Below are 22,376 nucleotides of genomic sequence, written 5' to 3'. Positions count from 1 at the left end.
CCCGCCAGGACCAGCCGAGCCACTCACCGGAAAGGCCGCCGCCTCCCGTGCCGCACTCTCCCTCTGCCCCGTCCGCCGCAGCGTCCCCGAAGGGCCGCGCGGACGCCGCCCCGCTCAGCGGCGCGGCCCTGCGCATCTTCGACCTCGCCACCGCGAGCTGGGTGGCCGCCGCCGTCACCGCGGCCGCCGACCTCGGCGTCGCCGACGCGATGTCGGACCGCCCCGCACCGGTCGCCGACCTCGCCGCGCAGGTCGGCGCGGACACCGATGCGCTCCACCGCCTGCTCCGGGCCTGCGCGGACCTGGACATCGTCGAGGAGCACCCCGGCCGGTGCTTCGCGCTGACGGACACCGGCCGCGCGCTGCGCACCGACGCGCCTGACTCACTGCGCAACTACGCCCGCTGGGTGGGCAGCCGCGCCGAACGCGCCACCATGGCGCACCTCGCCGACGCGGTGCGCAGCGGCGGCCCCGTGTTCGCCGACGTGCACGGCGCACCGGTCTGGGAGCACATGCGCAGCCACCCGCGCGACGCCGCCCTCTTCGACCAGGGCATGACCGACATCTCGGCCCAGATCACCCGCTCGCTGGCCGCCGAATTCGACTTCGGCGGCGTGCACCGGCTGGTCGACGTCGGCGGCGGCCGGGGCCGCCTGCTCGCCATGCTCCTCACGGCCTACCCGCACCTGTCCGGCGTGCTCTACGACCGCCCCGAAGTCATCGCCGAACCCGACCCGCTACTCGCCCAGCCCGAGCTGGCCGGCCGCTTCCGCGTCGAGGGCGGCGACTTCTGCACGCGCGTCCCCGAAGGCGGCGACGCCTACCTGCTCGCCAGCGTCATCCACAACTGGAACGACGCCGACTCCGCCCGGATCCTCGCCCACTGCCGCGACGCCATGGACACCGGCGGCCGCCTCCTCCTCGCCGAAGTGGTGGTGCCCGAGGAGGCGGCCCCGGCCCGAACCGCCACGTTCATGGACCTCAGCATGCTCGCCCACTGCGGCGGCAAGCAGCGCACCCCCACCGAATTCACCACCCTCCTCACCACCGCCGGCTTCCGCCTCACCGGCATCACCGACTGCACGGGGGTGAGCGTGGTGGAGGGGGTGCCTGCCTGATCGGGGCGTCTCGGCGGAGCCCGTCAGACCGGGCGGAAACGGGGCGGAGGCGGATTGCTACGCTGGCGCGGCCAGTCGCGCCACAGTGTGTGGTCGGGGAATCCGGTGGGAGTCCGGAACTGACGCGCAGCGGTGAGGGGGACGGGCGGGGCACGATGCCACTGGGCTGCTGGCCTGGGAAGGCGCTCCGTCTGGGAGAACCCGAGTCCGAAGACCCGCTGGCGCCTCCGCGCCGCGGAGGGTGAGCAAGCTGTCCGGCTCCGCGAATGGGCCCCGACCGAAGGCGCCGCCATGCCCTCTCCCCTGTCCTGCCCGAACCGGGCGCGCGCTGCTGTGCTGGCGCCCGTGCTGCTACTGGCCGCGTGCTCGGCGCCCGAGGGCGGATCCGGTACGCCCGACGCAGCCGAGACCATCGAGAACTGCGGGCACGAGGTGCCCGTCGGCGACCCGCCGGAGCGGGTCGTCTCGCTGAACCAGGGCACCACCGAGATCCTGTACGCGCTCGGCCTGCAGGACCGGGTCGTCGGTACAGCAACCTGGACCGATCCGCTCCCGGAGGAGCTGGAGGCGGCCGACGAGGGCGTGCCGCGGCTGGCCGAGAACGCGCCGTCGTTCGAGAAGGTGCTGGAGTCCGAGCCGGACTTCGTCGCGGCGTCCTTCGTCTCCACGCTCGGGCCGGGCGGCGTGGCCGAGCGCGACCGGTTCGACGAGCTCGGTGTGCCGACCTACGTCTCCCCCGCCGACTGCGGTGCCGGCAAGGACAACGACAGCGGCGGCGACGGGTCGCGCACCGAACCGCTGGAGCTGGACGACGTCTACGGCGAGATCCGCGACCTGGCGGCGGTCTTCGGCGTCCAGGAGCGCGGCGGCGAGCTGGTCGCCGAACTGGAGGGGCGCGTCGCGGCCGCCGCGGACGAGGCCGACGCCTCCGGCGTCTCGCTCATGTACTGGTTCGCCAACTCCGAGTCGCCCTACCTGGCCGGCTGCTGCGGCGCGCCGGGCGCGATCACCCGCGCACTCGGCGCCGACAACGCCTTCGACGACACGACGGACGAGTGGCCGCAGATCAACTGGGAGACGGTGGCCGACCGCGACCCCGAAGTGATCGTGCTCGGCGACCTGACCCGCAACTCCGAGACCGCCGAGAGCGCCGCGGCGAAAATCGACTTCCTGGAGTCCAACGCCGCCACTCGCGACCTCACCGCGGTGCGCGAAGAGCGCTACATCCTGCTCAGCGGGCAGGCGATGAACCCCTCCTACCGCACGGTCGAGGGCGTCGAGCAGGTCGCCGAGGGCCTGCGCGGCCTCGACGCCGGGAAGTGAGCCGCACCCGCACCGCGTCCGGGACACGCACCGCACTGCTCGCCGCCGCCGGGCTGGCGCTGCTCGCGCTCTCGTGCGCGTTCGCGGTCACCATCGGCCCGGCCGACATCACCACCGCCGAGGTGCTGCGGTCGGCCGCGGCGCGGCTCGGCATCGGCGCGACCCCGCTGTCGGCGCTGCACGACGCGATCGTGTGGGACCTGCGCCTGCCGCGGACGATCCTCGCCGCCGTGTGCGGAGCGGGCCTCGCGGTGTGCGGCGCGGTGATGCAGTCGCTCCTGCGCAACCCGCTGGCCGACCCGTTCGTACTGGGCGTCTCCTCGGGTGCCTCCACCGGGGCGGTCACCGTGATCGTGCTCGGCTGGGGCGCCGGGGCAGTATCACTCTCCATGGGGGCGTTCGTCGGCGCGATGCTCTCGTTCGGCATGACGGTGCTGCTGGCCCAGACGCTGGGCGCCACGATAGACCGCGTCGTCCTCTCCGGTGTCGCCGCGATGCAGCTCTTCTCCGCGCTGACCTCCTTCATCGTGCTGAACTCGGCCGACTCCGACACCACCCGCGCCGTGCTGTTCTGGCTGCTCGGCTCGCTCAGCGGCGCCACCTGGGCCGACGTGGTGCTGTGCGCCGCCGTGCTGGCCGGCGTGCTGGCGGTCTGCTTCGGCCACGCCACGGTGCTGGACGCGTTCGCGTTCGGCGAGGAAGCCGCGGCCGCGCTCGGCGTGCGCGTCGCCCGCGCTCGCCTGCTGCTGCTCATCGCGACCGCGCTGCTCACCGCGGCGCTGGTCAGTTCGGCGGGCGCCATCGGCTTCGTCGGGCTCGTGCTGCCGCACGCCACCCGTGCCCTCACCGGCTCGGGCCACGCCCGGCTGCTGCCGATCGCCGCGCTGGCCGGCGCCGTGTTCCTCGTCTGGGTGGACACGGTGGCGCGCACCGCGCTCGATCCGCAGGAGATCCCGGTCGGCGTGATGACCTCCCTCATCGGCGTGCCCGCCTTCATCGCCGTGCTCTACCGGTCCCGGAGGATGACATGACCCGGCACGAGTCCGCTCCCCATTCCGCAGCGCCCCCCGGTGCACCCCCGCCGGAAGCCGCCGGGCAGGGGCTCCGCGCCGACCGGGTCGAACGGAGCATCGGCAGCGCGCGGATCCTGGACGGGGTGACGCTCGCGCCCCGGCCGGGCGAAACGGTCGGCCTGCTGGGCCCGAACGGGTCCGGGAAGTCGACGCTGCTCCGCGCACTGTCCGGGGTGCTCGCGCCGTCCGGCGGCGCGGTACTGCTCGACGGCACCCCGCTCGCCCGGGTCCCGCGGCGCGCGGCCGCCCGCCGCATCGCCGCGGTCGAGCAGGTGGCGCACACGCAGACCGAGCTGACGGTGCGCGAGGTGGTCGCCCTCGGCCGGACACCGCACCGGCGCGCCTGGACGCCGCAGTCGAAGGCGGACAGCGCGGCGGTCGCCGCGGCCCTGGAGCGGACCGGGCTGGCCGAGCTGGCGGCGCGGTCCTGGCACACGCTGTCCGGCGGGGAGCGGCAGCGGGCGCAGATCGCGCGGGCGCTGGCCCAGGAGCCGGGCGAGCTGCTTCTCGACGAGCCGACCAACCACCTCGACATCCAGTACCAGATCGACCTGATGGAGCTCGTCGTGAGCCTGCCGGTCACCACCGTGATCGCCATGCACGACCTGAACCTGGCGGCGATGTACTGCGACCGGCTGGTCCTGCTCCGCCGCGGCACGGCCGTCGCCGAAGGCACCCCGGCGGAGGTCCTCACCCCCGCCACGATCCAGGCTGTCTACGGCGTCGCCGCCGAGGTCGCCCCGGGCCCCGGCCACCCGGTCATCCGCTTCCTCCGCCCGGGTTCCCCGGAAACCCCGGACGGGTAGCGCGGCCGCGGCGGGCGCCGGCGCCTATGCTCGGCCGCGAAGGCGGGAACCTCTGCCACTGCGGGCTTTCGGGGGAGGCCGGATCCACCGGGCCCGTCCGGCGGCAGGGCCCCGCTTCCGGACCTGACGGCGCGACGTACCGAGTGAGGACCCCCATGGCAGACGGCACGACCCCCACTGGACAGGACGGCCTCACGGAGGGCGCGCCGCCCTTCCAGCCGGCCGCGGCGCAGTCGTCGCCCGCCGAGCCGGCGATCGACACCTCGGTGCCGCACTCCGCGCGGATCTGGAACTACTGGATGGGCGGCAAGGACAACTACCCGATCGACCGGGAGGTCGGCGACCAGGTCGCTGCGTCGTTCCCGGAGATCACCGCGCTGGCGCGGGCCGGCCGCTCCTTCCTCGTCCGGGTGGTGCGCTACCTGGCCCAGGAGGCGGGCATCCGGCAGTTCCTCGACGTCGGAACCGGGATGCCGACGCTGAACAACACGCACGAGGTCGCCCAGTCGCTCGCACCGGACTCGCGCGTGGTCTACGTGGACAACGACCCGCTGGTGCTCGCGCACGCGCGCGCCCTGCTCGCGGGCAGCCCGGAGGGGGCGACCGCCTACCTCGACGCCGACCTGCGCGACCCCGACACCATCCTGGCCCGCGCGGCGGAGACGCTGGACTTCGACCGCCCCGTCGCGCTGCTCCTCCTCGGAATCCTGGGCCACCTGCCCGACGGCGACGTGCTGCCCACCGTGCGCCGGCTCGTCGGCGCCCTTCCGCCCGGCAGCTACCTGGCCGTCTACGACGGAACCAACACCAGTCCCGCCTACAACGCCGCGATGGAGCACGGCAACGCCCAGGGCGGCCTCCCCTACCTGCTGCGCTCGCCGGAGGACATCGCCGCGCGCTTCGACGGACTGGAGCTGGTCGAACCCGGCATCGTGCCGCTCCCGCTGTGGCGGCCGGAGCCGACCGAGGTGGGCGCGCCGGGCGGCATGGACCAGTACGGCGGGGTGGGCCGCAAGCGCTGAGCACCTCCGGCGGGGGGGGGGGCGGCGCGGCGCCGCACACTGCCGCAGCACGCGGGCGGCGCGGTGCCGGCCGCGCCGACGCGGGCCCCCGCGTGGAGCGCGGCAGGACGGGGCCCCTAGGGTGGAGCCTCTGTCCGCGGTTGCAGGAACCCGGTGCGATTCCGGGGCGGTTCCGCCACTGTGACGCCCGTCCGAAAGCTCGGCGCGGGTGCAGCCAGACACTGGCCGCGGCAGTCCGACCGCCGATGGGGCGAGAACCCCGAGGAAGGAACGCCGCCATGACGGCGCGGATCGCGCTGCTGTCCACGTCCGACACCGACCTGCTGTCCGCACGCGGCAGCGGTGCCGGCTACACGTGGGCCAACCCCTCCCGTACTTCCGACGCGGCCCTGCACGCCGCCGTCGAGGGCGCCGACCTCGTCGTGGTCCGCCTCCTCGGATCGCCGCACGACCTGTGGCCCGGGCTCGCCCGGGTGCGCGAGCGCGGCACCCCGCTCGTCGTCCTCAGCGGCGAGCAGCAGCCCAGCGCTGAGCTGATGGAGCACTCCACCGTGCCCATCGGCGTGGCCACCGACGCGCACCGCTACCTCACCGAGGGCGGTCCGGCGAACCTGGCGCGGCTGCACGGGTTCCTCTCCGACACCGTGCTGCTCACCGGCGACGGCTTCGAGCCGCCGCTGGAGCTGCCGCAGTGGGGCTTCGCCGAACGCAATGCGCCCGCGGCGGACGGGCTGGCGCGGATCGGCATCGTCTACTACCGGGCGCACGAGGCCGGCGGCAACGCCGCGTTCGCGCACACGCTGGCCGACGCCATCGACGCCACCGGCACGGCGACCGGCGTCCCGGTGTTCGCCGGATCGCTGCGCTCCGCCCCCGACGAGCTGTACACCGCGCTGGGCCGGTTCGACGCCCTGATCGTCACCGTGCTGGCCGCCGGCGGCAGTGCGCCCGCCACGGCGAGCGCCGGCGGCGACGACGAGTCCTGGGACGTGGAGCGGATGGCCGCGCTCGGCATCCCCGTCATCCAGGGCCTCTCGCTGACCAGCTCGCGCGCGGAGTGGGAGGCCAACGACGAGGGCACCACGCCGCTCGACTCGGCCAACCAGATCGCCATCCCCGAGTTCGACGGCCGGATCATCACCGTCCCGTTCTCCTTCAAGGAGGTCGACGAGGACGGCCTGCCGCGCTACGTCGCCGACCCCGAGCGCTGCGCCCGGCTCGCCGGCATCGCCGCCGCGCACGCCCGCCTCTCCCGCATCCCCGCCGCGGAGAAGCGGATCGCGGTGGTGCTGTCGGCCTATCCCACCAAGCACTCCCGCATCGGCAACGCGGTCGGCCTGGACACGCCCCGGTCGATGGTGCGGCTGCTGCGCCGGCTCCGCGCCGAGGGCTATGACCTGGGCGGCGATGACGCGCTGCCCGGCCTGGACCTGCCGGACGAGGCCGAGGCGGCCGACGCCCTCATGCACGCGCTCATCGCGGCCGGCGGCCAGGACGAGGAGTGGCTGACCGACGGCCAGCTCACCGACGCCCACGTCCGCATCACCGGCGAGGAGTACGCTGCCTGGACCGCCGGCCTCGACCCGGCGCTCACCGGCGCGATCGAGGAGGCGTGGGGGCCCGCGCCCGGGAAGCTGTACGTCAACGACGCGGGCGAGCTGGTGCTGGCGGCCATGCGCGCCGGCAACGTCGTCGTGCTGGTGCAGCCGCCGCGCGGCTTCGGCGAGAACCCGATCGCGATCTACCACGACCCCGAGCTCGCGCCGAGCCACCACTACCTGGCCGCCTACCGGTGGCTGGAGCAGGGCTTCGGCGCGCACGCCGTCGTGCACCTGGGCAAGCACGGCTCGCTGGAGTGGCTGCCCGGCAAGAACGCGGCGCTCTCGGCGGCGTGCGCGACCGACGCGGTCCTCGGCAACCTGCCGCTCGTCTACCCGTTCCTGGTGAACGACCCGGGCGAGGGCGCGCAGGCGAAGCGGCGGGCGCACGCCGTCGTCGTCGACCACCTCATCCCGCCGATGGCGCGCGCCGAGAGCTACGGCGACATCGCGCGGCTGGAGCAGCTCCTCGACGAGCACGCCAACATCGCGGCGATGGACCCGGCGAAGCTGCCGGCGGTGCGCGGCGAGATCTGGGCGCTGATGCGGGCCGCGGAGATGCACCGCGACTTAGGGCTGGAGGAGCGGCCCGGCGACGAGGAGTTCGACGACTTCCTGCTGCACGTCGACGGCTGGCTCTGCGAGATCAAGGACACCCAGATCCGGGACGGCCTGCACGTGCTGGGCGAGGCGCCCGGCGGCGAGGCGCGGGTCAACCTCGTCCTGGCGGTGCTGCGCGCCGCGCAGGTGTGGGGCGGAGCGGGCGCGTCGGTGCGCGGCCTGCGCGCCGCGCTGGGGCTGAAGGACGGCGCGGCGACCGGGGAGGTCGACCGGATCGAGGCCGAGGCGCGGGCGCTCGTGGAAGGCATGGAGGCCGCCGCGTGGGATCCCGCGGCTGCGGCGGCGCTGCACGGCGACGCGGACGTGCGCGCCGCGCTGGAGTTCGCGGCGGAGCAGGTCGTGCCGCGGCTCGCCGGCACCACCGACGAGGTCGACCACGTGCTGCGTGCCCTGGACGGTGGTTTCATCCCGGCCGGTCCGTCCGGCTCCCCGCTGCGCGGCCTGGTGAACGTGCTGCCGACCGGGCGGAACTTCTACACCGTCGACCCCCGCGCCGTGCCCTCGCGGCTCGCCTGGCAGACCGGCCAGGCCATGGCGGAGTCGCTGCTGCGCCGGCACCTGGACGACACCGGGAGCTACCCGGAGTCGGTGGGGCTGTCGGTGTGGGGCACGTCGGCCATGCGCACGTCGGGCGACGACATCGCCGAAGTGCTGGCGCTGCTGGGCGTGCGGCCGGAGTGGGACGAGGCGTCGCGCCGCGTGTCCCGGCTGGACGTGGTGCCGCTGGCGGAGCTGGGCCGGCCGCGCATCGACGTGACGGTCCGCATCTCCGGGTTCTTCCGGGACGCGTTCCCGCACGTCGTCGCCATGCTGGACGACGCGGTGCGGCTCGTCGCCGACCTGGACGAGCCCGACGAGCAGAACTTCGTCCGCGCCCACACCCGTGCCGACCTGGCCGAGCACGGCGACCACCGGCGCGCGACGACGCGGGTGTTCGGCTCGGCGCCCGGCTCCTACGGCGCCGGGATCCTGCAGCTGGTGGAGTCGGGTGACTGGCGCAGCGACCGCGATCTCGCCGAGGTCTACACCGCGTGGGGCGGCTACGCCTACGGGCGCGGGCTGGACGGCGTTCCGGCCGCCGACGACATGCGGGCGAACTACCGGCGGATCAAGGTCGCCGCGAAGAACATCGACAGCGCCGAGCACGACATCGCCGACTCGGACGACTACTTCCAGTACCACGGCGGCATGATCGCGACGGTGCGGGCGCTGACCGGCGCCGATCCGAAGGCCTACGTCGGCGACTCGACGTCGCCGGACGCGGTGCGCACCCGCCCGCTGGCCGACGAGACGGCGCGGGTGTTCCGCGCCCGCGTGGTCAATCCGCGGTGGATCGCCGGCATGCGCCGGCACGGCTACAAGGGCGCTTTCGAGCTGGCGGCGACGGTCGACTACCTGTTCGGCTTCGACGCCACGGCCGGCGTCGTGCACGACTGGATGTACGAGCAGCTCGCCGCCTCCTACGTGCTGGACGAGGAGACGCAGGAGTTCCTCCGCAGGTCCAACCCGTGGGCCCTGCACGGCATCGTGGAACGCCTGCACGAGGCAGCCCGACGCGGCCTCTGGGCCGAGCCCGACCCGGCCACCTTGACGGCCCTCACCGAGGTCTACCTGGAGGTCGAGGGCGACTTGGAGGAGCGCGCGGAGTGACCCGGGACGCGGAACCCCGCCGGAACGCGGGCGGCCGCGCCCCCCGAGTCGCGGTCGGCGCCGGCCCTGGCCCGCGGCCCGCAGCGCTGCGCCGCATGCCGGCGCAGTGGACTGAACCGCCGGCCGGACCGGTGTGCCGCGGGCGGGCGGCGCGCCGTCCGCCCGCCGCGGGTACCGGTTCCCCAACGGGGCGCAGGCGGTGTCCACAGGGTGTGCACGGCGGCCGGCGCAGTCCGCGCAGGGCCGGCGGGGAGTTCGGGAAGGGGGCGGCGTGCGAGTCCGGATCATCGGGATCGGCATGGGGCCGCACCAGTTGACGGCGGAGGCCGCCGCAGCGCTGCGCGGCTGCGACTACGCCGTGGCCGCCCGCAAGCGCGGCACGGGCGGCGCGTCCGACGAGCTGTTCGCCCTGCGCTCGGCCGTGTGCGCGGAGTTCGGGCTGCCGCTGGTCGCCGTCGCGGACGCCGAACGGGAGCGGGACGGCGCGACGGATGCCGCCCGCTACGGCACGGCCGTCGCCGAGTGGCACGCCGCGCGCACCGCCGCGTTCGAGGCGGTGCTCGCCGAACGCGGCGGAACGGCCGCGTTCCTCGTCTGGGGCGACCCGTCGCTGTACGACTCGACGCTGCGCATCGTGGCCGCGATCGCCGCGCGCGGCACCGTCGCCGTCGACTACGACGTGATCCCGGGCATCGCGGCGCCGCAGCTGCTCGCCGCCCGGCACCGCATCGTGCTGCACGGGGTCGGCCAGCCCGTGCACATCACGCCGGCGCGGCGGCTCGGCGAGGCGGTGGCCGCGGGGAACGGCGCGATCGTCACCATGCTGACCGGCCGGCACGGCTTCGAGCCGGTGCCCGGCGACTGGTCCATCTGGTGGGGCGCCAACCTCGGCACGGAATCCGAAGAGCTGGTCAGCGGCCGGATCGACGCGGTGCTCCCGGAGCTCGACGCGGCCCGCACCCGCGCCCGCGCCCGCGCCGGATGGGTGATGGACACGGCCCTGCTGCGCCGGCCGGAGGAGCCGGCGGCATGACCGGGGGACTGTCTGTGCACCGCCCGCGCTCTAGCGCAGCACCCGCCGGCCCGTCGGCCGCTGACTTCGAGGAAGGGGCCCCGTGAGCGGACTGCTGGTCGCCGGCGCCACGTCGGACGCCGGGAAGAGCGTGGTGACCACCGGGCTGTGCCGGGCGTTCGCGCGGCGCGGCGTGCGGGTGGCGCCGTACAAGGCGCAGAACATGTCGAACAACTCGATGGTCTGCTTCGGCCCCGACGGCCGCCCCGCAGAGATCGGCCGCGCGCAGTGGGTGCAGGCTCTTGCCGCCCGCGCCGAGCCGGAGCCGGCGATGAACCCCGTGCTGCTCAAGCCCGGCAGCGACCGCCGCAGCCACGCGGTCCTCCTCGGCCATCCGGCCGGCGAGGTCTCCGCGTCGAGCTGGGAGGACGGCCGCCGCCACCTCGCGAAGGCCGCCCACGCCGCGTTCGACGACCTGGCGGACCGGTACGGCGTCGTCGTCGCCGAGGGTGCGGGCAGCCCCACCGAGATCAACCTGCGCGCCGGCGACTACGTCAACATGGGGCTGGCCCGCCACGCGGGCCTGCCGGCGGTCGTCGTGGCCGACATCGACCGGGGCGGGATGTTCGCAGCGCTGTACGGCACCGTGGCGCTGCTGGAGAAGGCCGACCGGGACCTCGTCGCCGGCTTCATCGCCAACCGCTTCCGCGGCGACCACTCCCTGCTCGCGCCGGGGCTGGCCGATCTGGAACGGCGCACCGGGCGGCGCGTCTACGGCACGCTGCCGTGGGACCCCGGGCTCTGGCTGGACTCCGAGGACGCCCTCGACCTGGACGGCCGCCGCTCCGACGGCTCCGCCGGGCCGGTGCGGCGGGTCGCGGTGGTCCGGCTGCCGCGGATCAGCAACTTCACCGACGTGGACGCGCTCGGCCTGGAGCCGGGCCTGGACGTGGTGTTCGCGTCGCAGCCGCGCGACCTGTCAGACGCCGACCTGGTCGTGCTCCCCGGCACCCGGTCCACGCTCGCCGACCTGGAGTGGCTGCGCTCGCGCGGGCTCGATGCGGCCCTGCACGCGCACGTCCGCCGGGGCCGGCCGGTCCTGGGGATCTGCGGCGGGTTCCAGATGCTCGGCCGCACCGTGGCCGACCCGGACGGCGTCGAGGCGGCACCGGGCGCGGCGGCCGAAGGGCTCGGTCTGCTCGACGTGCGGACCGACTTCACCGCCGAGAAGACCCTCCGCCTGCCCTCCGGCACCGCCCTGGGCGCACCGGTGCGGGGCTACGAGATCCACCACGGGCGGGTCGCGGTCGGCGACGGTGCCGAGGGGTTCCTGGACGGAGCCCGCGCGAGCGGGGTCTTCGGCACGCTGTGGCACGGCGCGCTGGAGAACGACGCGTTCCGCGCGGCCTTCCTCGGCGAGGCCCTCGGCCTGCCGGCGTCGGGCACCTGCTTCCCCGCCGCCCGCGAAGCCCGCATCGACCGCCTCGCCGACCTGGTCGAAGCGCACCTCGACGTCGGCGCGCTCCTCGACCTCGCCCGGAGCGGCCCCCCGCCGCACCTTCCCGACCCGCACCCGGAGGCGGCGCGATGACGAATCCGGACCAGGCCGGAGCGGCCGCTCCGGGCGGCGTTCCGGCGCACGCCCGCGGAGGTCTGCGCGTGCTGCTGCTGGGGGGCACGTCGGAGGCGCGGGAGCTTGCCGCCGCGCTGGTGGCGGCGGGCGTGGACGTCACGTCGTCGCTGGCCGGGCGGGTGGCGCGGCCGCGGCTGCCGGAGGGCAAGGTGCGCATCGGCGGTTTCGGCGGCGTGCCGGGCCTGCGCGCGGCGCTCGCCGACTACGACGCGGCCGTCGACGCCACCCACCCCTTCGCCCTCGGCATGACCGCGAACGCCGTCGCCGCCTGCGCCGCCGAGGGCACCCCGCTGCTGCGCCTGGAGCGCCCGGGCTGGGACCCCGACCCGTCATGGCACTACGCCGAAAGCCACGAAGAAGCCGCCCGGATGGCCGCCGGCCTGGGACAGCGGCCGTTCATCACGGTCGGCCGCCAGGAACTCGCCCGCTTCGCGCCCGCCCTGGGCGGCCGCGCAGTGCTGGCCCGCGTCGTCGACGACCCCGACCCCGCCCCGCCGCCCCACTGGCGCATCGTCCGCAGCCGCGGCCCCTACACCTACGACGGCGAGCTCACCCTGATGTCCGGCCACGGCGCCGACGTCCTCATCACGAAGGACTCCGGCGGCACCTACACCTGGCCCAAGATGGCCGCCGCCCGCACCCTCGGCACCCCGGTCGTCATCATCCGCCGCCCCGAGGCCCCGGCGGGGGTCCCGGTCGTGCACAAGCCGTCCGCCGCCCGCGAATGGGTGGACGCGCAGGCCTCACGCTGACGGTTACGAAGGCATTCGCTGGCCTGCCCGTAGCAACGGGCGAGTCGACGGCTAGGACTCAAGCCGACGGCCCTTTCGAGCGTCTTCCCCATCGGGCTGGTACTCGCTGAGGCGCCCGGTCCCGGCTCGGGGCCGGCGCGGCCTGGGCCGACCAGGAACGCGGACACCTGCTCGGCCCCCGAGGACGGCGTCCTGGCACGCAGCGGAGGCCGCGTTCTGCCTGCGGTCGGGGTTCTTTCTGCTTCTCTGCCGGCGAAGCCGCCTGCGGCTCTCTGCGCCCGGCGTCCGGTTATCCACAGCCTTGGGGAAGCCCGGGAGCGGGACGCGGGGCCGGCGTAGCGTTCCACGTGTCCGGTGCGCGTCTTCCGCGACGCGCCGGGACCGGACGGGGCTGCCTTCCGCCTTCAGCCGGCCGCTTTCCGCGGGTGGGCGAGTGCGTCGAGGAGGGGGCGGGTGGTCTCGGGCGGGCGGGCGGCGACGCGGATCCAGGAGGGGGTGAGGCCGGGGAAGGTGTCGGCGCGGCGGACGGCGATGCCGTGGTCGCGCAGCGCGGCGTGCACGCCCTGGCCCACGTCGGCCAGCACGAAGGGGGCGCGCGACGGGACCACTGCGGCGCCGGCGCCGCGCAGGCCCGTCTCCAGCGCGGCGCGCCAGCCGTCGAGCGTGCGGGCCCGCTGCTCGGCCTCCGGGGCGGCGTCGGGAGCGGTGCAGGCGAGCATCGCCGCGACGGCCGGGCCGGAGACCGACCACGGTGTCTGCGCGCGCGCCATCTCCGCGACCGCCGCGGCGTCCCCGACGGCGTAGCCCGCGCGGATACCGGGGATCGACCAGAGTTTGGTGAGGCTGCGCAGCACCACCAGGCCGGGGATGCGCTCCGGGGCGAGGGACTCGGGTTCGCCGGGGACGGCGTCCATGAACGCCTCGTCCACGGCGACGAGGCGGCCGGGCCGGCAGAGCCGGCGCAGCGCTTCGGCCGGATGCAGGACACCGGTGGGGTTGGTGGGGTTGCCGACCACGACGAGGTCGGCGTCGCCGGGGACCGCGGCCGGGTCGAATGCGAAGCCGTCGTCGGCCCGGCACAGCACCGGCGTGACGGTGTGGCCGGCCTGTTCGAGGGCGGCGTGCGGCTCGGTGAACTGCGGGTGCACCACGACCGGGCGCCGCCACGGCCGCAGCCGCGCAAGCAGGGTGAACGCTTCGGCGGCGCCGGCGGTCGGCAGCACCTCGCCGGGGGCGCGCCCGTGGGCGCGCGCAATCGCCTCCCGCGCGGGTCCGGCGTCGGGGTAGGACGCCGCGTGGTCGAGGCTGGAGTGCAGCGCGGCGTCCAGCCATGCGGGCCGGCCGCCCGGGTGGACGTTCACCGCCAGGTCCACCAGCCCGTCCCGCGCCTCCACGTCACCGTGGTGCCGCAGCGGGTCGGCGACGGCCCCGGTCACTTCTGTGCTCACTTCGCTGCTCCTGCTCCCTGTCGGTTCTGCGCGGCGGCTCCGCTCCGCGCCGGCCGCCGGTCCCTCTCTACACCGCAGCCCCCTCCGGGCCGGCCGCCGGCACCGCAGCATGCACCGCCGCCGCGAACCGGGCCGCGAGACGAGGGTGCCCCGCCCAGTGGGTGTGCAGGTAGGAGGCGTGCAGGGTGGCGGTGGCGAAGCCTTCCGGGGCGCCGCCGACGGTCCAGGCCGGGGTCCAGGGGCCGCGCTCGGGTGCCCCCGGGGTCAGGCGGGTGCGGTGGAACTCGTGTGCGCCCACCTCCTCGCCAGCGCGGGTCAGCAGGGTGTCGGCCGCGGCGACGGCCACCGGGTAGCGCAGCGTCAGCCGGTCGGCCATCCGGGCATCGGCGGGGAGCACCCCCGCCATGGGCGTTCCGTCCACGGAAGCGGCCAGGTAGAGCAGGCCCGCGCACTCGGCCACGGTCGGCACGCCGGCGGCGACCGCGTCGCGCAGCTCGGCGCGGAGCCGGCTGTTCGCCGCCAGGTCCGCCGCGTGGACCTCGGGGAAACCGCCGCCGAGGTAGATGCCGCGCGTCCCGGGCGGGAGGGCCGTGTCGGTGAGGGGATCGAAGGGGGCGGCACGACACCCTGCCGCGGCCAGCAGCTCCGCGGTCTCGGCGTAGTGGAAGGTGAACGCGCGGCCGCCGGCGACGGCCAGCACGGGGCGGGTGCCGCCGGGCGCTCCGCCGCGGCCTGCGGTGCCGGGCTTTCCGGGGAGGGCGCTATCGGGAGCACCCGTCGCACCGAGGGCAGTGAGCGGGTCCCAGGGGTCCGTGTCCAGGGGCGGCGCGCTCCGGGCGATGTCGAGCAGCGCGTCGGTGTCGACGTGCGCAGCGATCTGCTCGCCCAGCCGGGCGACGACGCCGGCCGCCGCGCCCTCGTCCTCGGCGGCGGGGACGAGGCCGAGGTGCCGCGACGGGCGGGCGATCCGCTCGTCGCGGCCGACCACGCCGAGCACCGGAAGCCGCAGCGAGCCCACGATCTCGTCGGTGTTGCGCGCGGATCCGGCCCGGTTGAGGATGACGCCGGCGACGTTGACCGCTGGATCGTAGTCGGCCATCCCCTGCACGAGCGCGCCCACCGAACGGGACATGCGCGCGACGTCGACGACCAGCACGACCGGCGTCTGCGTGAGCGCCGCGACGTGCGCCGACGAGGCGAACCCGCGAGTGCCCAGCCGGCCGTCGTGCAGGCCCATGACTCCTTCGATGACGGCGGCTCCGGCCCCGCGCGCCCCGTGCAGGAGAAGGGGCGCGACGCGCTCCTCGCCGACCAGGTGCGGATCGAGGTTGCGGCCCGGTCGGCCGGTGGCGAGGGCGTGGTAGCCGGGGTCGATGTAGTCGGGTCCGACCTTGTGGCCGCTGACGGTGTGCCCCGCTGCGCGCAGCGCGGCCATCAGGCCGGTCGCGACGGTCGTCTTGCCCTGGCCCGTCATCGGCGCCGCGATCATCAGCCGCGGGAGCGGGTGCGGCGCTGCGGAGGAGGCGGGCCGGGCTACCACTCGATCCCCCGCTGGCCCTTCCTCCCGGCGTCCATCGGGTGCTTGACCTTGGTCATCTCGGTGACGAGGTCGGCCGCGTCAATAAGCCGCTCGTCGGCGCGGCGTCCGGTGATCACGACGTGCTGGCGGCCGGAGCGCGCGGCGATGGTGTCGGCCACCTCGCCGGCGTCCACCCAGCCCCACGCGATCGGGTAGGTGAACTCGTCGAGGATGAGCAGGTCGTGCCGCTCGTCGGCGAGGCGCCGCTTGACCTCGGCCCAGCCCTCGACCGCGGCGGCCGCGTGGTCCTCCTCCGCGCCCTCCTTGCGGATCCACGACCAGCCGGAACCCATCTTGTGCCACTCGACCGGGCCGCCCTCGCCGGTCTCCTCGTGCAGCTTCCCGAGGCGCTCCAGCACGGTCTGCTCGCCGATGCGCCACTTGGCGGACTTGACGAACTGGAACACGCCGATCCGCCACCCCTGGTTCCATCCGCGCAGGGCGAGCCCGAACGCGGCGGTCGACTTCCCCTTCCCGTCCCCGGTGTGCACGGCGAACAGCGGCTGGTTCCGCCGCTGCCGCGTGGTGAGCCCGTCGTCGGGAACGCTGCTCGGCTGTCCCTGCGGCATCAGGCGGCCCTGCCCTTCGGTGTTCGGCGCGGTGGTGCGGAGGGTGTGCAGGAGTGCGGAAGCGGATTCGAGGCGGAGAACCGGGCGCCCGCGCAGCCGGGCGCTCCGCGCTCGGGAGCCCCGGGCCCGCCTCGCGCCACCCTGGGATTCGACGGCCCTGGGGCCTCGGACCCGAGGCCGCGGGCGTCCGGACGTTCGCGGGGACTGCCCGGTGGACGCGCATCCGGGGCCCGACCATCGCCGGCGGTGCGGTGGCGCGGCAGATCGGCGCTGCCGCCGGCGGGCACCGCTCGGCCGCTGATGCCTGCGTGGGGTCTGCAGCAGCCCTGGATTGCTGGGGACGCCGACCGTTCTCCGACCGCGACCCCGCGGCCACCGGCGCCCCAGGGCCTCTCCGTCTCAGCAGCCGCACGGAAGCGGGAGCCCTCTGCGGCTCCACGGTGACCTGCCGCGGAGGTCTCGGATACCCGCACGGCAGGCGCGGCCGCGCCGCGCCTGGCGGGGACAGCGGTCCGGCGGCGCGTCTCGGGAACCGCGCCGCCCGCGGAACGCCGCACCGCCGCGCGGACAGCCGCCGCGGAAGCCGGGAACACCCGTGGCCGCGCCGCCCGCACGGTCATGCCGCACCGCCCATGGCCGTCGGCCCGCCGGCGCGGTCGGCGGCAGTGCCGCGGTGGACGGCAGCGCCCAGCGCGGCAGCGTCGACCTCGGCGACCGGGAGGTGGTCGGCGCCGAGGCGGGTGGCCAGGTTCGCGGCCAGGCCCAGCCGCAGCGGGCCGGCTTCGCCGTCGACGACGACCGAGGTGACGCCCATGCCCGCGACGTGGTCGGCGGCCTGGAGCGCGCGGGCGACGGCGCCGCGGCCGCCGGTGGCCCTGCCGTCGGTGACCAGGATCAGCAGCGGCCGCATCCGCGGGTCGCGCAGCCGCTCGCGGCGCAGCACCCGCGCCGACTCCAGCAGTCCCTCCGCGACCGGCGTTCGGCCGCCGGCGGGCAGTGCGTCGAGCCGGGCCGCGGCGATGTCGACCGAGCGGGTCGGCGGCAGCGCCAGCTCGGCGCTGCTGCCGCGGAAGGTGACCAGGCCGACCTTGTCGCGCCGCCGGTAGGCGTCCAGCAGCAGCGACAGGACCGCGGTCTTCACCGCCGCCATGCGCTTGCGCGCGGCCATGGAGCCCGAAGCGTCGACGCAGAACAGGACGAGGTTGGCCTCCTGCCCCTCGCGGACGGCAACCCGCAGGTCGCCCGGCCGGATCTGCAGGGGCCGCCCGCCCGGGGCGCCGCCCGGCTCGGAGGCGGTGTCTCCGCCGGATCCGGCCCGCGGACGCGTCGCGGCGGTGCGCACCGTCTCCACCAGGTGGATCGCCGACCCGCTCCCGGCTCCGGGCTCCACGGCGCCGACCCGGCGCCCGCGGGTGCCCCGGGCACGACTGCGGCGGCCGTCAGCGCCGGCGCCGGTGCCGCGCGCCGTGAAGGTGCGCGGGCGGTACGGCTTCTCCGCGGCGACCGGTGCCGCGCCGGGAGCGGGCTGCTGGCCGGCCTCCTCCTCGGGCTCGGAGGTGTCGCCGGACGGGGTGTCGGGCGGGGTGTCGTTGTCCGCTCCGGGACCGTTCTCCGGTGCCGGGGCCTGGGGGCCGCTGTCCTCCTCGCCTCCGTCCGAGGACTCCTGCTCGCTGCCCTCCGGGGCCTCCGGCGGCGCTGAGTCGTCGGGGCCGCCGTCCGGGCGGTCGGGCTCCGGCTCGGGCTGCGGCGGGTCGGGCTCGGGCTCGTCGTCGCCGAGGATGCGGTCGAGCAGCTCCTCGTCCAGGCCGGGGGCGTCGAACGGGGCGCGGCGGCGCCGGTGCGGCAGAGCCAGCAGGGCGGCGCGGCGGATGTCGGCACGAGTGACGGCGCCGCGGCCCTCCCAGGCAGCGTGCGCGACAGCGGTGCGGGCGGTGACGAGGTCGGCGCGGAGCCCGTCGACCTCGAACGCGGCGCATACCTCGGCGATCTTGGTGAGGGCGGCATCGGACAGCCGGACCGTGCGCACGGCGTCCCGCGCGGCGGCGATCCGCTCGGCCAGCGCCTTCTCGGCCGGCCGGTAGCGCTCGGTGAACGCCTCCGGCTCGGCGTCGAACGCCATCCGGCGCCGCACCACCTCGACGCGCGCGGCCGGGTCGGCCGGCGCGGCGACCTCGACGGTGAGACCGAAGCGGTCGAGGAGCTGCGGGCGGAGCTCGCCCTCCTCGGGGTTCATGGTGCCGATGAGCTGGAAGCGCGCCGGGTGCTCGACGGAGAAGCCGTCCCGCTCGACCGACGCGCGCCCGGTCGCGGCGGCGTCCAGAAGCAGGTCCACGAGGTGGTCGTGGAGGAGGTTGACCTCGTCGACGTAGAGCAGGCCGCGGTGGGCTTTGGCGAGCAGGCCGGGCTCGTAGGCGACCTGGCCGCGGGAGAGGGCCTGTTCGAGGTGGAGGGAGCCGAGGACGCGGTCCTCGGTGGCGCCGACCGGAAGTTCGACCAGGCGCACCGGCCGGCTCTCCACCGGCGTGCCGGGCTCGAAGGGGCCGTCCGGCGAGGTCTGGGCGGGGTCGCCGGGGTCCACCGAGAAGCGGTCGCCCTGGTAGACGCCGATGGCGGGGAGGAGAGGGGCGAGCGCGCGGGCCGCGGTCGACTTGGCGGTGCCCTTCTCGCCGCGCACCAGCACGCCGCCGATCTCCGGGGAGACACTGGTCAGGGCGAGGGAGAGGCCGAGGTCGTCGAGCGGCTCGGTGTCGCAGCCGACGATCGCGGAAAACGGATAGGGCGATGCCCGCAATGGCATGGGAGGCTCCCGCTCGTTGCGCCATGGGTGGAACAGGCGCGGGGCCGGTCTTCGGACTGGCCGGGTCCCCTGTCAAGGGGCCCAGTTCACCGCAGCGGGCCTGTGCCGGACTCTCACCGGCTTCCCAGATTCTCCCCTTCGCGCCGCATCTCCCGCCCGTCCTCCGGGACGGTACGAAAGGTGGGCGATCGGGGCACCCCACGCCTCCGCCACGATAACGTCAGGGCCATGACGGCTGATCAGCGCCCTCCCCTCCCCGCCGGCGGCACCGGGAACGCCGCCGCAAAGACGCAGGAAGCAGCGGAGGCCGGGGCGGCGCAGGACGCTCGCGGCAGCGCCGGCAGCGCAGGGTGCGCCGCGGGGACCTCACCGGAACCCGGCCGCGGACCTGCCGCAGCCGGAGACTCCTCGGAAGCGGGGGACGCCGCGGTGACCGTGATCGGCATCGGAGCGGACGGCTGGGCGGGCCTGCCCGAGCGGCTGCGCCGGCGTGTGCTCGGCGCCGGTGCCGTGCTGGGCGGCCGCCGCCACTTGGCGATGCTGCCGGACTCCCCCGGCCAGGACCGGCGCCCCTGGCCGTCACCGCTGCGCGAAGGGCTGCCGCACCTGCTCGGCGCGGTGCACGGGCGCTCCGTGGTCGCGCTGGCTTCGGGCGACCCGCTGGTGTCGGGGATCGCGACCGCGCTCATCGACCTGCTCGGACCGGACGCCGTCGAGGTGGAGCCGGCCCTGTCGTCAGTGGCGCTCGCGCGGGCGCGGATGCGCTGGCCGGCGGAGCGCTGCACCGTCGTCACCCTGGTCGGACGCGACCCTCGCCTGGTGTTGCGGCACCTTTCCCCGGGGCACCGGCTGCTGGTGCTGTCCGCGGACGCGTCGACCCCGGCCGGCGTCGCCCGCCTGCTCGACTCCGCGGGCTACGGGGCAAGCACGCTCACGGTACTCGGCGACCTGGGTGCGGACCGGGAGTCGCGCACGTCGGGCACCGCGTCGGACTGGGCTGCGGCGCCCCCGGAGCTGCCCGCACTGCACGTGCTCGCGGTGGAGTGTGCCGGGCCGCCGGCGTACGGACTGCTGGCGGGGCTTCCGGACGACGCGTTCGAGCACGATGGGCAGCTGACCAAACGCGACCTGCGCGCCTCGGCGCTGGCCCGGCTGGCGCCGGCGCCCGGTGCCCACCTGTGGGACATCGGCGCGGGCTCGGGCGCCGTCGGTATCGAGTGGATGCGGTCCCACCCGGCCTGCACGGCAACGGCAGTCGAGGCCGACGCCGGCCGCGCCGCCCGCATCGCCCGCAACGCGGGCCGCCTCGGTGTGCCCGGCCTCCAGGTCGTCCAGGGCCGGGCTCCCGGCTTGCTGCCGGACCTCCCCGCCCCGGACGCCGTCTTCATCGGCGGCGGCGCCACCCGCCCGGGCGTCCTCGACACGTGCCTGGACGCGCTCCTTCCGGGCGGCCGCCTCGTCGTCCACGGCGTCACCCTGGAAACCGAACAGCTCCTCGCCGCTGCCTTCCGGAGCCACGGCGGCGACCTCACCCGCATCGCCGTGGAAACCACCGCCCCCATCGGCGCCTTCACCGGGTGGACGCCGTCCCGGACGGTGACGCAGTGGTCGTGGGTGAAGGGGTAGCCCTGCTGGACGGGCGCTTCCCGCCGGCGCCCAGGACACCGGGGCCACCGCGCCTAGACCTGGCGCCTGCGCGGCCGGTCAGAGGGATGCGGCCCCGACCAGGACCAGAACCGCGGCGGCGACCGCGCCGGTGATCGCGAAGGCGAGCCGGTAGGGGTGCCGCTCGGCCCAGGGGAGGAGCCCCGGATACGTCTCGGCGAACCGGCGGGGGTCCACGGGGCGGCCGGGGCCGCCGCACGGCACGCCGAGCGCGTCGAGGAGCCGGTCGATGTCGGCGCGCGCGTAGGCGCCGCTGGGCACCCTGATGACGAGGCCGCCGTCTCCGCCGAGCAGGAAGAGGCTCTCGCTGGATGCTCCGCGCGGAGCGGTGATCACCGCGCGCACCGCGTGCGTGACGCGGGAGCGGTTCCGGCGCCGGGTGGAGAACGCGCCCCGCACGGTGATCTCGTCCCCGGTCAGAGTGATCCGGGCGCGGTAGAGCGCCACGGTCCCCGCCGCGGTCATCGCTGCGAACGCGGCCCCGACCGCCACCGCGAAGAAGGCCGGCGCCGCACCGGAGGCTGCCGCGGCGGTCAGAGCCGCACCGGCGACCGCCGCCACGGCGAGAACGGCCAGCCCGGCCCCGCGGCTCGGCCGCACCACGAGACCCGCACGGAAGTCCCGGACATCACGCACAGACCACGCGCCCTTCGTCGGTGCTCCCAGTATCAGGCAGCGCCGGAGCCGCCCGGCCTTCCCGCCCCCGGCCCGTCGGGAACGGCGCGGCCAATGGCACCGGACCGGCGCGGATCAGCACGGGCGGGTGTCAGGCGCGGATCCGGTCGGCCAGGTCCGCGAGGTGGCGCCGGACCTCGTCGAGGTCGCGGGTGAGCCCGGCGCAGACTCCCTCCTGGCCGGGGCCGGGATCAGGGTGGCGGTGCAGGCGCAGTTCGCGCGCGGCGGCCAGGGCGGCGTTGAGCCAGAATCCCGCGCGCCGTGACCAATGACCGGCGGCGGCACTCCCGACCAGGGCCGCGCGGGTCGGCGCGTCATCGCGGAGAAGTGTCCACAGGAGGGCGTGGTCCCACCCGGGCCGGTAGCGGCCGGCCCATTCCCAGTCCAGGACCACGGTCCGGTGCGGGCCGAGCAGGAAATTCGACGGCAGTGCGTCCCCGTGGGCAAACGTCCACGCATCGGGGCCGAGCACGGTGTCGATCCGGGTGAGGCGGGCGACGTCTGCGCCGGTGAAAACGCCATGGCCGGCAGGGCCATAGCGGGCGAAGCGCTCCGGGTAATCCCACACGCGGGCGTCGACGCCGCGGGGCGGCCGCCATGCCGCGATCGCGTCCACTGCTGCCAGCACCGCCGCAGCCGCAGCAGGCGGCAGTGCGGCGGGATGGCGCTCGTGCGCGGCGGGAGCACCGTCCACGCGGCTGAGCACCAGAACTCCGGCTTCGGCATCGGAGGACAGGAGCCGCGGCACCGCGACCGGCGGCGTGCGGGCCGCGAACGCGCGGTATACCGCTGCCTCGGCGGCGCAGCGCTTCCGCCACAGCGGCGAGTCGCTGAGGAGCAGTTTCGCGACCGCCGCACGCTGCCGCCAGGTCCCGGCCACCACGACGCACTTTCCGGTGTGCGCCAGCACCTCCACCGCGTCCAGGCCCGGACAGCGCTGCCGGGCCAGCCGGAGCACCGCGGCATCATCCACACGCCCTCCTTCCGCCCCTCGCGCATCGGCCTCCGGTAAGGCCACCCACCGAATCAGCGAAC

Annotated in this window: 16 protein-coding genes and 3 riboswitches; of the genes, 10 read left to right on the top strand and 6 right to left on the bottom strand. The window is 75.8% G+C overall.

Annotation, left to right across the window (positions count from 1 at the left end):
- Positions 1-47 precede the first annotated feature (47 nt).
- From ACYVGT_RS06430 to ACYVGT_RS06390, 9 genes are all read left to right on the top strand, one after another.
- Positions 48-1,118: a methyltransferase gene (locus ACYVGT_RS06430; protein WP_460855488.1), complete on the top strand. Its 1,071-nt coding sequence runs from the start codon at positions 48-50 to the stop codon at positions 1,116-1,118.
- 70 nt (positions 1,119-1,188) lie between these two features.
- Positions 1,189-1,341, top strand: a riboswitch (cobalamin riboswitch).
- 68 nt (positions 1,342-1,409) lie between these two features.
- Positions 1,410-2,441, top strand: a complete 1,032-nt coding sequence (locus ACYVGT_RS06425; RefSeq protein ID WP_460855487.1) for an ABC transporter substrate-binding protein — start codon at positions 1,410-1,412, stop codon at positions 2,439-2,441.
- Positions 2,438-3,472 (top strand): FecCD family ABC transporter permease, encoded by a 1,035-nt coding sequence (locus tag ACYVGT_RS06420; protein WP_460855486.1) that lies wholly within the window; start codon positions 2,438-2,440, stop codon positions 3,470-3,472. Before ACYVGT_RS06425 ends, ACYVGT_RS06420 begins: the two co-directional genes overlap by 4 nt.
- Positions 3,469-4,320 carry an ABC transporter ATP-binding protein gene (locus ACYVGT_RS06415; protein WP_460855485.1) on the top strand — a complete coding sequence of 284 codons (852 nt, stop codon included), beginning with the start codon at positions 3,469-3,471 and terminating at the stop codon, positions 4,318-4,320. The genes ACYVGT_RS06420 and ACYVGT_RS06415 overlap by 4 nt, the downstream gene beginning before the upstream one ends.
- A 155-nt stretch (positions 4,321-4,475) precedes the next feature.
- The gene (locus tag ACYVGT_RS06410) at positions 4,476-5,342 is read left to right on the top strand and encodes an SAM-dependent methyltransferase (RefSeq protein WP_460855484.1); all 867 of its coding nucleotides are present in this window, start codon (positions 4,476-4,478) and stop codon (positions 5,340-5,342) included.
- A gap of 120 nt (positions 5,343-5,462) precedes the next feature.
- A riboswitch (cobalamin riboswitch) is annotated at positions 5,463-5,586 on the top strand.
- A 34-nt stretch (positions 5,587-5,620) separates the two neighbouring features.
- Entirely contained in the window at positions 5,621-9,211 is a 3,591-nt protein-coding gene (cobN, locus tag ACYVGT_RS06405) for a cobaltochelatase subunit CobN (RefSeq protein ID WP_460855483.1), read from the top strand.
- Between the two features lie 271 nt (positions 9,212-9,482).
- Positions 9,483-10,244 (top strand): precorrin-6A synthase (deacetylating), encoded by a 762-nt coding sequence (cobF, locus tag ACYVGT_RS06400; protein WP_460855482.1) that lies wholly within the window; start codon positions 9,483-9,485, stop codon positions 10,242-10,244.
- Between the two features lie 82 nt (positions 10,245-10,326).
- Positions 10,327-11,814: a cobyric acid synthase gene (locus tag ACYVGT_RS06395; RefSeq protein ID WP_460855481.1), complete on the top strand. Its 1,488-nt coding sequence runs from the start codon at positions 10,327-10,329 to the stop codon at positions 11,812-11,814.
- A 62-nt stretch (positions 11,815-11,876) separates the two neighbouring features.
- Positions 11,877-12,608 (top strand): cobalt-precorrin-6A reductase, encoded by a 732-nt coding sequence (locus ACYVGT_RS06390; protein ID WP_460855544.1) that lies wholly within the window; start codon positions 11,877-11,879, stop codon positions 12,606-12,608.
- Positions 12,609-13,012: 404 nt separating this feature from the next.
- On the opposite strand, the gene cobC is transcribed toward ACYVGT_RS06390, so the two are convergent.
- From cobC to ACYVGT_RS06370, 4 genes are all read right to left on the bottom strand, one after another.
- Positions 13,013-14,056 carry an Rv2231c family pyridoxal phosphate-dependent protein CobC gene (gene cobC, locus ACYVGT_RS06385; RefSeq protein ID WP_460855480.1) on the bottom strand — a complete coding sequence of 348 codons (1,044 nt, stop codon included), beginning with the start codon at positions 14,054-14,056 and terminating at the stop codon, positions 13,013-13,015.
- 67 nt (positions 14,057-14,123) lie between these two features.
- Positions 14,124-15,596 (bottom strand): cobyrinate a,c-diamide synthase, encoded by a 1,473-nt coding sequence (locus tag ACYVGT_RS06380; protein ID WP_460855479.1) that lies wholly within the window; start codon positions 15,594-15,596, stop codon positions 14,124-14,126.
- Positions 15,590-16,204 (bottom strand): cob(I)yrinic acid a,c-diamide adenosyltransferase, encoded by a 615-nt coding sequence (gene cobO / locus ACYVGT_RS06375; protein WP_460855478.1) that lies wholly within the window; start codon positions 16,202-16,204, stop codon positions 15,590-15,592. Before cobO ends, ACYVGT_RS06380 begins: the two co-directional genes overlap by 7 nt.
- Positions 16,205-16,820: 616 nt before the next feature.
- Entirely contained in the window at positions 16,821-19,001 is a 2,181-nt protein-coding gene (locus ACYVGT_RS06370) for a VWA domain-containing protein (RefSeq protein WP_460855477.1), read from the bottom strand.
- Between the two features lie 25 nt (positions 19,002-19,026).
- A riboswitch (cobalamin riboswitch) is annotated at positions 19,027-19,162 on the bottom strand.
- A 268-nt stretch (positions 19,163-19,430) separates the two neighbouring features.
- Between ACYVGT_RS06370 and cbiE the strand changes: the two genes are divergently transcribed.
- Complete coding sequence (gene cbiE / locus ACYVGT_RS06365; RefSeq protein ID WP_460855476.1) at positions 19,431-20,627, top strand: precorrin-6y C5,15-methyltransferase (decarboxylating) subunit CbiE; 1,197 nt, start codon at positions 19,431-19,433, stop codon at positions 20,625-20,627.
- A 78-nt stretch (positions 20,628-20,705) separates the two neighbouring features.
- Here cbiE and ACYVGT_RS06360 read toward each other — a convergent pair whose 3' ends face one another.
- Positions 20,706-21,269, bottom strand: a complete 564-nt coding sequence (locus tag ACYVGT_RS06360; protein WP_460855475.1) for a hypothetical protein — start codon at positions 21,267-21,269, stop codon at positions 20,706-20,708.
- Positions 21,270-21,432: 163 nt separating this feature from the next.
- A complete protein-coding gene (locus tag ACYVGT_RS06355; protein WP_460855474.1) occupies positions 21,433-22,314 on the bottom strand; it encodes a phosphotransferase family protein in 882 nt (293 codons plus the stop codon).
- Between the last annotated feature and the right edge of the window lie 62 nt (positions 22,315-22,376).

Source organism: Nocardiopsis coralliicola, assembly GCF_054779695.1.
Note: the sequence above shows the minus strand (reverse complement) of the source record. Positions and strands in the feature narration are given on the sequence as shown.